This is a genomic window from Effusibacillus pohliae DSM 22757 (assembly GCF_000376225.1).
In the GTDB taxonomy this organism is placed as follows: Bacteria; Bacillota; Bacilli; order Tumebacillales; family Effusibacillaceae; genus Effusibacillus; species Effusibacillus pohliae.
In genome coordinates this window covers 1-10,729 of sequence record NZ_AQXL01000074.1, presented here as the reverse complement: position 1 = coordinate 10,729, position 10,729 = coordinate 1, and the positions used below count along the sequence as shown (strand labels likewise).

11 protein-coding genes are annotated in these 10,729 nt (G+C 54.1%); 5 read left to right on the top strand and 6 right to left on the bottom strand.

Going from position 1 to position 10,729, the window contains the following annotated elements; genetic code table 11:
* Together C230_RS22245 and C230_RS0101775 are read right to left on the bottom strand one after the other, a co-directional pair.
* The coding region (locus tag C230_RS22245; RefSeq protein ID WP_245533945.1) for a helix-turn-helix domain-containing protein at window positions 1–120 on the bottom strand (120 nt) is incomplete at its 3' end.
* Between the two features lie 779 nt (window positions 121–899).
* Window positions 900–1,079, bottom strand: coding sequence for a hypothetical protein (locus C230_RS0101775; RefSeq protein WP_018130359.1), 180 nt, complete (start codon window positions 1,077–1,079; stop codon window positions 900–902).
* A gap of 313 nt (window positions 1,080–1,392) precedes the next feature.
* Between C230_RS0101775 and C230_RS0101770 the strand changes: the two genes are divergently transcribed.
* The 5 genes from C230_RS0101770 to C230_RS0101750 all read left to right on the top strand — a co-directional run bounded on the left by C230_RS0101770 (window position 1,393) and on the right by C230_RS0101750 (window position 6,361).
* Window positions 1,393–2,739 carry an acetyl-CoA carboxylase biotin carboxylase subunit gene (locus C230_RS0101770; RefSeq protein ID WP_018130358.1) on the top strand — a complete coding sequence of 449 codons (1,347 nt, stop codon included), beginning with the start codon at window positions 1,393–1,395 and terminating at the stop codon, window positions 2,737–2,739.
* 21 nt (window positions 2,740–2,760) lie between these two features.
* Window positions 2,761–2,973: an acetyl-CoA carboxylase biotin carboxyl carrier protein subunit gene (locus tag C230_RS23215; RefSeq protein WP_018130357.1), complete on the top strand. Its 213-nt coding sequence runs from the start codon at window positions 2,761–2,763 to the stop codon at window positions 2,971–2,973.
* Between the two features lie 45 nt (window positions 2,974–3,018).
* The gene (locus C230_RS0101760; protein ID WP_018130356.1) at window positions 3,019–3,942 is read left to right on the top strand and encodes a hydroxymethylglutaryl-CoA lyase; all 924 of its coding nucleotides are present in this window, start codon (window positions 3,019–3,021) and stop codon (window positions 3,940–3,942) included.
* A gap of 86 nt (window positions 3,943–4,028) precedes the next feature.
* The gene (locus C230_RS0101755) at window positions 4,029–4,814 is read left to right on the top strand and encodes an enoyl-CoA hydratase (protein WP_018130355.1); all 786 of its coding nucleotides are present in this window, start codon (window positions 4,029–4,031) and stop codon (window positions 4,812–4,814) included.
* Between the two features lie 17 nt (window positions 4,815–4,831).
* On the top strand, window positions 4,832–6,361 hold the full coding sequence (locus C230_RS0101750) for an acyl-CoA carboxylase subunit beta (RefSeq protein ID WP_018130354.1): 1,530 nt from the start codon (window positions 4,832–4,834) through the stop codon (window positions 6,359–6,361).
* Window positions 6,362–6,551: 190 nt separating this feature from the next.
* Here the strand turns inward: C230_RS0101750 and C230_RS0101745 are convergent, their stop codons facing one another.
* The 4 genes from C230_RS0101745 to C230_RS23210 all read right to left on the bottom strand — a co-directional run bounded on the left by C230_RS0101745 (window position 6,552) and on the right by C230_RS23210 (window position 10,482).
* A complete protein-coding gene (locus C230_RS0101745; protein ID WP_018130353.1) occupies window positions 6,552–7,769 on the bottom strand; it encodes an IS110 family RNA-guided transposase in 1,218 nt (405 codons plus the stop codon).
* A 275-nt stretch (window positions 7,770–8,044) separates the two neighbouring features.
* A complete protein-coding gene (locus tag C230_RS0101740) occupies window positions 8,045–8,680 on the bottom strand; it encodes a response regulator (protein ID WP_018130352.1) in 636 nt (211 codons plus the stop codon).
* Window positions 8,655–9,824, bottom strand: a complete 1,170-nt coding sequence (locus tag C230_RS0101735) for a GAF domain-containing sensor histidine kinase (RefSeq protein WP_245533944.1) — start codon at window positions 9,822–9,824, stop codon at window positions 8,655–8,657. Before C230_RS0101735 ends, C230_RS0101740 begins: the two co-directional genes overlap by 26 nt.
* A gap of 100 nt (window positions 9,825–9,924) precedes the next feature.
* Window positions 9,925–10,482, bottom strand: a complete 558-nt coding sequence (locus tag C230_RS23210; RefSeq protein ID WP_026174078.1) for a hypothetical protein — start codon at window positions 10,480–10,482, stop codon at window positions 9,925–9,927.
* Between the last annotated feature and the right edge of the window lie 247 nt (window positions 10,483–10,729).

The following is a 10,729-nucleotide window of genomic DNA, read 5'->3' as shown; positions in this document are numbered from 1 at the left end:
CTCCTCCTGCTGCTGCCGAGGTTCACTTACAGCCTTGCGAATGGTTTTGCGGTCGTGGCCGAATCTTCTGGCCAGTTCCGAGATGCTGACGCCCTCCTCATACAACTTCTTGATTTCCATCTTCTCACTCTCCCTCATGACTGGCACCTCCACGGACGTGATGGCAGGTGCCATAATTCGACACAGGGGTGGGGAATTCATCCCGATGATTTTGAGGAAATCATGCCGGTGATTTTGGGGAATCGCTATCCGATGCTATTGGGGATTTTACATCCGATGTTGACAGAAGTGCAGGATAACCGTTCCTATGCCAATAATTCATGATATCCGCACCGGCAGCCGGCCCACAACCGGAATCCGACTGGTTTTGCGGCAATTTGTTTTGGTCATAGGATATCACATACAGGTCTTTACTAGTAACGCTAGCGTAAGGTGTCACTATGGAACCAGTTGTATTAAGGTGTTTACTCCATTGCATTCTCGATTCGCTTTTATAATTTGCGTCCATTTTAGGGGGGGCATCGAAGTCAACTCGAACTCACCTTCCAGATTGTAGCGAAGCTGTTTAACCTTTTTACCATCTTGGATTACATCGAACTGAACGCAGAGGTTAAAAGGTCCTCCATAGATAAGATGAGGAGTTCCAAGCTGTTGACCCGATTTCAGAGTTTGACTTGCAAGTTTTGTGATGATATCTATATTGTCCGTTGGTTCTGCACCCCGAGAGATCTTCAAGATCGGGGTTACATCTTTTGTAGCCCCAACAAGCATATAACCGAGTGTTACGTGATTTCTGGTTACTCGGATGCCATACACAGTAGGAGTACTTGTATCAGCATCTGAATAGGGAATTGGATTTTCAACGGTAGCCCCGTTCCAATCGGGAAAAAGATAAGGGATTACTCGGTGATCTTCAATGCGATATCCGGTTTGATTCCGTTTTCTGAATCGACTTGTTTTTGAATTAAGCTGCTTTTTGAATTAACCTGCACTTCGCCGGGTTGCGTCGCTGCAAAACTGGATGTTGCAAAATACGTTGTGAGCACACAGCAAGTGACACCAACAATAAATTTGTTCATCCAACCATCTCCTTAAAATATTGTGGAAAAAAGATAGTAAATAAAAGACATATTTTATATAAATTTATCAAAGACATTTATATATGTCAATACATTTTTTCTATTCATATTTATAAGAAATTTTTATGTATAAAAACTCTCATAAGGACTGGATTTTATAGGCTGTTACACACGTCTTGGAAGTGTCGTATGATCACAGCACGCCGTCCGATCTCCAACCGACCGGTCGTGCCAGAAAAGGATTTTTCGTGTATATTGTAGAAGTAGAGAGAGGAGACGAGATACACAATCATCAGAGACGGGGGAGGTAGCCATGTTCAAAAAAATCCTGATTGCGAACCGGGGGGAAATCGCAGCTCGCGTGATCCGCACCTGCAGGGCGTTAAACATCCGAACGGTTGGTATATATTCGGAAGCGGACGCGCAAGCGCCACATGTGAAAATGGCGGATGAAGCCTACCTGGTCGGGGGGCCGCGCGTCAACGAAAGCTACTTGAACATCGATAAAATTTTGGAAGTTGCCAAACAGACGGGAGCGGAGGCGGTTCATCCGGGTTACGGGCTGCTATCCGAGAATGCGGAGTTCGCCCGCCGCTGCGAAGAGGCCGGAATCGTCTTTATCGGTCCGTCGCCGGAAGTGATCGCCCGCATGGGCAGCAAAATCGAATCGCGCAAGGCGATGGAAGCAGTCGGCGTGCCGGTGGTGCCGGGGATTATGCACCCGCTGGCCGATGTGGAGGAAGCGGTTCGCGTCGCGAACGAAATGGGCTATCCGGTGATGCTGAAAGCGTCGGCGGGGGGCGGCGGTATCGGCATGCAGGTGGTGCGCACTGAGGAAGAGCTGCGCAAGGCGTATGCTGGCAACCAGAAGCGGGCGACCGACTTTTTCGGCGACGGGGCGATGTATGTCGAGAAGTATATCGAGAATCCGCGCCATATCGAGATTCAGATTCTGGCTGACAAGCAAGGCAACACGGTCTATCTATGGGAGCGCGAATGTTCGATCCAGCGCCGCCATCAGAAAGTGGTGGAGGAAGCGCCGTCTCCGTTCCTCGATGAAGCTACCCGGGCGAAGATGGGGGAAGCGGCCGTCAGGGCGGCAAAATCGCTGGGCTACTCGAACGCCGGAACGATTGAGTTTCTGGTGGATACGGACAAGAATTTTTACTTCCTGGAAATGAACACGCGGCTGCAGGTGGAACATCCGGTGACGGAAGAGATTACCGGACTGGATCTGGTCGAGCAGCAACTGCGGATCGGGTACGGGGAGCCGCTCGGTTTCACGCAGGCGGACGTCAAGCGGGAAGGGCATGCGATCGAAGTGCGGATTTACGCGGAAGATCCGAAGACATTTTTCCCGTCGCCTGGCACAATCACCAGGTTTGTCAAACCGGAAGGACCCGGGATTCGGCATGAACTGGGGGTGAGCGAACGCTCGGTCGTCACACCTTTTTATGATCCGATGATCGCCAAGCTGGTGGTCAAAGGCAGCACCCGCGACGAGGCGATCGATCGCCTGCAGGCGGCGCTGGCGGGATACGAGGTGGACGGCATCAAGACCAACATCCCGATGCTGCGGGAAGTCGTTGCGCATCCGGCGTTTCGGGCCGGGGATACCACGACCGGATTCGTGGCACAACATCTACAGGGCAAAAAATAAACAAATTTTGGAGGGATTCGAATGAGTCAAGTAGTGGCGAGCATGGCGGGCAACGTGTGGAAAGTGCTGGTGAAAGCGGGAGATGCGGTGGACGCCGGACAGGATGTGGTGATTCTCGAGTCGATGAAGATGGAGATTCCGATCGCGGCCGATTTTGCCGGTACGGTCAAGGAAGTGAAAGTGAACGAAGGGGATTTTGTGAACGAAGGCGACGTGCTGGTGGAAATGGAATAAGGGCCCGCGAAAGTGACGAGAAACTTGCCGTAGGGAGGGGAGCGTATGAAGTGGCCGGGTGCTGTGACGATTAAGGAAGTGGGGCCGCGGGACGGACTGCAAAACGAAACAACGTTCATCGCCACCGAGGACAAAATCGCCTGGATCAACCAACTGTCCCGCACGGGGCTGACCTCGATCGAAATCACCTCGTTCGTCAATCCGAAGTGGATTCCGGCGCTGGCCGATGCGGTCGAGGTGGCGAAGAGGATCGAACGGGTGCCGGGTGTTACGTATGCGGCGCTGGTGCCGAACCGCAAAGGGCTTGAACGGGCGTTGGAAGCCGACATTGACGAAACGGCCGTCTTTATGTCGGCCAGCGAGACGCACAACCGGAAAAATATCAACAAGTCGATCGACGAAACATTTCCCGTCTTGCGGGAAGTGGCGGAAGATTCGCTGGCGGCGGGGAAATCGGTCCGCGGTTACGTGTCGACCGTTTTTGGCTGTCCCTACGAAGGGCCGGTTGCGATCGACGCGGTCGTTCGGGTGGCCGACGCACTGTTTGAGATGGGAGTCGGCGAGTTGTCGCTCGGCGATACGATCGGCGTCGCTACCCCGAAGCAGGTGGCGGAAGTGTTGGACGTCCTGCTGAAACGCTTCCCGGCCGAAAAATTGGCGATGCATTTTCACGATACGCGCGGCACCGCGATGGCGAACGTGTTGGTGGCGCTTGACATGGGGATCACGGTGTTTGACGCGTCGCTCGGCGGTCTCGGCGGCTGTCCGTATGCGCCGGGGGCGTCTGGCAATCTGGCGACCGACGATTTGCTGTACATGCTGGACGGAATGGGTGTCAAAACCGGGATCGACCGGGACCGGCTGCTGGCAGCCGCCCGCTTTATTCAGGAGAAAGTGGGGCGACCGCTGCCGAGCCACAATTTGCAGGCTACCGGAGTCGGTTCATGCGCAACTGGAACCGGTGCGTGAGTGCACGGAAAACATCGTCTTCTTACACGGCGAGCGCGATCTGTGCACAACAAGGAACCAGCGAGTAACGGAAGGGAGAGGCGAAGATGGGCGAACAGGCGGTGGTGGTATCCAAACGGGAAGACGGCATCGCGACGATTACGCTGAATCGTCCGGAAGCGGCCAATGCGCTGTCGCTGCAAATGCTGTACGAATTGCATGAGGCGATTCATGAAATCAAATTCGACCGGTCGGTGCGCTGTGTGATCCTCACCGGCGCCGGGGAAAAAGCGTTTTGCGCCGGCGCCGATCTGAAAGAACGGGCGGGCATGGATCCTGTTCAGGTGCGCAAGACGGTGGCTTTGATCCGTGACAACATCAACGATTTGGAAGCATTGCCGCAGCCGGTGATCGCTGCGGTGAACGGGGTGGCGTTCGGCGGCGGAACCGAACTGGCGCTCGCCTGTGACATCCGGGTGGCCGCCGACCAGGCAAAATTCGGCTTGACCGAAACGTCGCTCGGCATCATCCCGGGAGCGGGCGGCACCCAGCGGCTGCCGCGGCTGATTGGGAAAGGGCGGGCGAAAGAGCTGATTTTTACGGCCAGACGGATCGACGCACAGGAAGCGCTGGCCATTGGGCTGGTGGAATATGTGACGCCACGTGAATCGTTGCTGGACAAAGCACTGGAGATTGCTGGACAGATCGTCCGCAACGCGCCGATAGCGGTGGCGCAGGCGAAATTCGCGATTGACAAGGGCTTTGACGTCGATCTTCAGACCGGATTGGCGATTGAAATGAATGCGTATGAGGTCACGATCCCGACCAAAGACCGGCTGGAAGGGCTACGTGCGTTTCAGGAAAAACGGCCTCCGGTGTACCGGGGCGAGTAGGGGAGGAGAGGACAACCGTGTCATTCGAGAAAGAGTTGCAGGCGCGCGTGGAACAAATCAAAAAAGGCGGCGCCCCGAAATATCATGAAAAAAACGCGGAGCAGGGGAAACTGTTCGTCCGCGACCGGTTACAGCTGCTGTTTGATCCCGGCTTTGAACTGGAAGACGGTTTGTTTGCCAACTGCATGGCGGAAGATCTGCCGGCTGACGGCGTCGTTACCGCCATCGGCAAAGTCAACGGACAAGTCGTCTGCGTGATGGCCAACGATTCGACGGTGAAAGCCGGCTCCTGGGGAGCGCGAACGGTCGAGAAGATCATCCGGATTCAGGAGACGGCGGAAAAGCTGCGCGTGCCGCTGATCTATCTGGTGGATTCGGCGGGCGCACGGATCACCGACCAGATCGAGATGTTCCCGGGGCGGCGGGGGGCCGGGCGGATTTTTTACAACCAGGTCAAATTGTCCGGGAAAATCCCGCAAGTCTGCATCCTGTTCGGCCCGTCGGCAGCCGGGGGAGCGTATATTCCGGCATTTTGCGACATCGTGATCATGGTCGACGGCAATGCGTCGATGTATTTGGGTTCCCCCCGGATGGCCGAAATGGTGATCGGCGAAAAAGTGACGCTTGAGGAGATGGGCGGCGCCCGCATGCACTGCAGCGTGTCGGGCTGTGGCGACGTATTGGCCGCCAACGAGCAGGAAGCGATCGCCATGGCGCGCAAGTATTTGTCGTATTTCCCGGCCAATTTTTCGGAAAAACCGCCTGTTGCCGAACCGGCAGAACCGAAACGGTTCGAAAAGACGCTGGAAGAGATCATCCCGGCCAACCAGAATGCGCCGTTCAACATGTATGACCTGATCGACCGGATTATCGATGAAGGCTCGTTCTTTGAGATCAAGAAACTGTTTGCCGCCGAATTGATCACCGGCTTGGCCCGCATGAACGGCAAACCGGTCGGCATCATCGCCAACCAGCCGCGGGTGAAAGGCGGCGTTCTGTTCCACGATTCGGCGGACAAGGCGGCACGTTTCATCACATTGTGCGATGCGTTTCACATTCCACTGTTGTTCCTGGCGGACGTACCCGGCTTCATGATCGGTACAAAAGTCGAGCGGGCAGGCATTATCCGGCATGGCGCGAAGATGATCTCGGCGATGTCGGAAGCGTCGGTGCCGAAGATTTCGGTGATTGTCCGCAAGGCATACGGAGCGGGTTTGTATGCGATGGCCGGCCCCGCCTTTGAACCGGATTGCTGTTTGGCGCTGCCGACGGCCCAGATTGCGGTGATGGGCCCGGAAGCGGCAGTCAATGCGGTCTACGCCAACAAAATCGCCGAGCTGCCGGAGGAAGAACGGGCTGCTTTTATTGAAGCGAAACGGGAGGAATATCGCAAGGACATCGACATTTACCGGCTGGCGTCGGAGATGGTGATCGACGGCATCATTTCGGCCAATTCACTGCGCGACGAGCTGGTCAAAAGGTTTGAAGCATATTCCTCGAAGTATCTGGTATTCTCGGAACGAAAGCACCCGGTATATCCGGTGTAGCCGTTGACGGGGGATCGCAGCCGATTCCCCTTTGTTTGTTGTATCCTACCCTGAAAATATCCGAGGTAGGGAGTACCTCTAAAGGCAATAGGAAACTAAACCCAGTGAAGCTATTTTTTAAAAACGTCACTGAGTTGCTAGAGCAATTCAAATTCGTTTTATGTGAAAGTCACCATGCTACTGATTCACACTATGCTACTGATTCAATGGTAACTTTACACCCGAGTGATTCCAGTCGTTTAATTGCTTGGTTGATGACTCTCGTCTTGATCCGTTCATCGTAATAGTTGGGACCCAGTTCTTTGTAAGGCTCCTTATCCTTAAGCACATGGTACGCGATCGTTAAAATTTTACGGCCTGTTGCAACCGCTGCTCGTTTTTTTCCAACACGTCGCGCAAGGCGATTATAGAAACTGGACAGATAGGTATTTTTCTGGCGTGCGGCAGCTCTGGATGCCTGTACGATTCCACTTCGCAGCTTTTTGTTGCCCTTGCGGGTTTTGGCTGGTTTCTTTTTTCCGGCGCTTTCGTTTTGTCCTGGAGCGAACCCTGCCCATGAAACAAAATGAGCAGCAGAGGGGAATTGGCCCATATCAGTACCGCATTCAATCACGATAAGTTCAGCCGTACGCCGACCCACTCCGGGAATTGTATCCAGCAGCTCCAGTTCCAATTCAAAAGGGCGCAGTCGTTCTCCAATTTCCTTGTCCAGTTTCTCGATTTCTTCATTCAAGAAGTCGATATGCCTCAGTAGCGATTCGAGCATGAGTAGCTGATGAGAACCTATTACACCCGTCAACGCCTGTTTTAATTCTTCCGGTGAGGCTTTCATATTGCCATGTGCCAGATCGGTTAATGTGTCGAGGTCATTCTCTCCGTGAATGATTGCTTCGAGCATAGCTCGACTGGATTTCCCAAGTACGTTGCTGGCAACCGAAGAAAGTTTAATATTACCGCCTTCCAACACTTTTTGTACGCGATTGATTGCGCGGGTTCGTTCTTCGATCAGGCTTTGGCGATAACGGCCTAACTCCCGGTTCTCGCGTTGTTCCCGTTTCGGGATGAAACTGCCTGTTAGAAGGCCGTGTCGGAGAAGCCCTGCGATCCATTCCGCGTCTTTGACGTCAGACTTACGGCCGGGGACGTTCTTGATGTTTTTGGCGTTAACCACCATGATTTCGAGGTTCTCTGGCTCCAACACATTATAGACCGGTTTCCATAAAACACCGGTGCTTTCCATCGCAACATGTGTGCAGCCTTTACTCAAGATCCAGTCCCTAAGCTCATGTAAGTTCCGAGTCATCGTCGAAAAGGTGCGAATTTCTTTCCCCTCGGGTGTAAGGGCGCAGGCCACGACATTCTTTTTATGAACGTCAAGCCCACAGCAATGACTGTACAAAACGTCCATAAAACGACTCCTTCTGCGGCGATACAAATTTGAAGGACTGGTGCAACAACCATTTGGTTAATATTCTACCCTGCGTGCTTCCCAAAGGAGCGACATTCTGTGGTGCACCTGGTCGTTGGGATCTATCTTATTTACGGGTTCGCTTCCCAGGCTAGGGAAGCAACACCAAGGACTTACGACCTCCCTTCACCAGCCGCATGAATTCAGTTCGACATGAGGTTATTTTCATCCTTCTGCTGGTGCTGAGAAGCAGCATGGGGATCTTATTTAAAAATTTAAAAAAGCCTCTCCTTCACAGCATAAAGAATGGCCTGGGAACGGCTTTTCACGCCCAGTTTGCGAAAAATATTGCTGATATGCAGCTTCACGGTCGTCTCGGAAATAAACAATTGCTCCGCGATTTCTTTATTGGTCAGCCCTTGCACCATCTCGGCCAAAACTTGACGTTCACGCGGGGACAGCCGGTCGGCCGCTTTTTTTTCGTCTGCCTGCTCCCGGTAAGAGTCAAGCAGTTTTTGCGCCACATCGGGGTGCAGTACGGAGCCGCCGGTCGCCACTTTGCGAATCGCTTCGATCACTTCGCGAACCGGCGAGTCTTTTAACAGATACCCCTGGGCACCGGCTTGAATCGTGCGAAACAGGTATTCGTCATGATTGTACATGGTGAGAATCAGGATCCGTACTGTGGGACATTCGATCCTGAATTGCCGGACGGCTTCCACCCCGTCCAGTTCCGGCATGTTGATGTCCATCAGTACCACATCGGGGCGCAGCCGGCGGACTTCTCCAATCGCCTGCAGCCCGTTGGCCGCTTCGCCCACCACTTCCATATCAGGCTCACCGTTTAGCAAACTGCGCAGTCCGTCGCGCAAAATTGCATGATCATCACACAGCAACACGCGGATGGCCATGATTCATTCCCTCTTTGACCGGTATCAGCAGGGTGACAACGGTTCCTTTGTCCGGCGCTGTCACGAATTCCAGGGAAGCGCCGATCTGATCCGCTATGTTGTACATATTTTCAATGCCAAATGAACGCTTTTCCAGTGCGTTCACGATTGCCTGTCCAAAGTGAAATCCTTTTCCGTTGTCGCGGATGGTAAGGACCAGCCAACGGGCGGTCTGTTCGAATCGGACGTAGATCGCGGTCGCCTCCGCATGCTTCAGCACATTTTGCACGCTTTCGGAGAAAATTTGAAATATCGCTTTGCTGATTTCGGGAGCTACGGACAGATTAACCGGTTCGGGCGCTAGCTCCGTGTAGATTCCATGGCGCAGGGAGATGTCCTCCAGATGGGAGCGGATGGCCGGAACCAGCCCGATTCGAATATACGGTTGGGGACGCAACGAATAAATCGAATGACGCACTGCTGTGACTGTTTTTCGCACCCGTTCCTGCAATTCGTGCAAAGCGGGCTGCCGGCATGTGCAATCCGCTTGCTGCAGCAGCATCTCGATCCGCAACAGGATGGCCGCCAGATCCTGCGCCAATCCGTCATGGATCTCGCGGGCGATGCGGTTTCGTTCCTCCAGGATCAGGCGTTTTTCCCTTTCTTCCATATACCAGGCGTTTTTCATCGCGACGGCCGCATGGGTGGCGAAGATCGACATGATGTTCAGATCATTCGGGTGAAATGCGTGCGTTTCGTTTTTTCCCAGTGAGATCACCCCGCTCACCTTGTGGTCAATCTGGATCGGCAGCACGAGCAGCGACTGGGTGTCACTCAGTGTCTCTCCCGGCAGAAACCGATGGTCCCGCCTCACGTCGTGAACCAGAAGGGATTCGCCAGTGCACGCGACGACCCCCGCAATCCCCTGATCTTTTGGAATTCGTTCCAGCGGCGCGGCGTGTGTAGTCCCCACTTTCCGCACCAGTGAGCCGTCTGGCTGGATTAGGAACAGGAAGCCGCAATCTCCACGCACCAATCGGGTGGCCTGGTCGATGATTTGTTGCAGAACGCTGGGCAAATCGCGCTGTTCATTGATCGAGCGGGAAACAGCAAACAGGGTTTCGAGTCCGGATTTCGCCCGCGTGAGGTTGGTGATCAGGGACATCACCACGCTAACGCCGGCAAGCGGCAGGAAAAAGAACAGCGTTCCCAGGTAGCCGGTACCGGTGTTTTTCGGGTCGCTCGCCAACCAGAGCATGAAACCGTCATAGATCACGCTCGCCAGCACATTTAGGACGGATGCTTGCAGGACGACCGCCGCATATTTTCTCACGCGGAAGCGGCGGTGGATGTAAGAGAGCACGAGCAGGTTGGAAACAGTGGTGAACAGGATGGCGGCGATCACAAGGCTCGTGAGGTGAAATGGGACATACCGGCTGGAATCGAAAAAAAAACGGCTGTGCGTGAACGGCCCAGCCGGCCGCGAGCAGGGCCATGCAGCGGACAGATGCGTTGAACAGGAGTGTCCGCACCGGTTTTCGCCGGCAGACATGCACGGCGGTGATCACCAGCAGGCTCAGCACAGCGGTCGCCTCATACCCGGTGACCATGGCCATGGCAAACAGGACAGGAAAAGAGAACGTAAATCCCACCCGGCCCAATTTGATTGGGAAAAATTCGATAATGAACAGCACCGCCGCAAGCACGATCAAATCGGCCGCATCCTGCCAAGCGGATGCGAGGACCGCATACGCTGCCCCCATCAATCCCAGCAGATTCACAAGGTGCAGATGATCGTATGTACCATGTCGAAACAGTGCCATCACCCATTTCCTCCTTCCGAATTCCCGCGTATTTTTAGAATTCCATTTGTTTATAGGAAATTCCTCCTGCCTTTCATCCAGCTGGAACACGGATTGTGTAGCCGCTCACGCTATTTGGCGGTGAATTTCTCACCGCCATTGTCGTGAGCGCTCTACCGTCAATCCGCCAGCCGAGTGAGCGCTGTGTCGACAGTCATCGCAGGCACGAGAAAGCAGCCGGTTAACCGACTGCTCCCCGTTGCCGATC

Excerpts from the sequence above, each read along its gene's own strand:
- C230_RS23210 (WP_026174078.1), bottom strand. The coding sequence starts at position 10,482 with ATGGCACTGTTTCGACATGGTACATACGATCATCTGCACCTTGTGAAT.
- C230_RS0101755 (WP_018130355.1), top strand. The coding sequence starts at position 4,029 with ATGGGCGAACAGGCGGTGGTGGTATCCAAACGGGAAGACGGCATCGCG.
- C230_RS0101745 (WP_018130353.1), bottom strand. The coding sequence starts at position 7,769 with ATGGACGTTTTGTACAGTCATTGCTGTGGGCTTGACGTTCATAAAAAG.
- C230_RS0101760 (WP_018130356.1), top strand. The coding sequence starts at position 3,019 with ATGAAGTGGCCGGGTGCTGTGACGATTAAGGAAGTGGGGCCGCGGGAC.
- C230_RS0101740 (WP_018130352.1), bottom strand. The coding sequence starts at position 8,680 with ATGGCCATCCGCGTGTTGCTGTGTGATGATCATGCAATTTTGCGCGAC.
- C230_RS0101735 (WP_245533944.1), bottom strand. The coding sequence starts at position 9,824 with ATGTCCCTGATCACCAACCTCACGCGGGCGAAATCCGGACTCGAAACC.
- C230_RS23215 (WP_018130357.1), top strand. The coding sequence starts at position 2,761 with ATGAGTCAAGTAGTGGCGAGCATGGCGGGCAACGTGTGGAAAGTGCTG.
- C230_RS0101775 (WP_018130359.1), bottom strand. The coding sequence starts at position 1,079 with ATGAACAAATTTATTGTTGGTGTCACTTGCTGTGTGCTCACAACGTAT.
- C230_RS0101770 (WP_018130358.1), top strand. The coding sequence starts at position 1,393 with ATGTTCAAAAAAATCCTGATTGCGAACCGGGGGGAAATCGCAGCTCGC.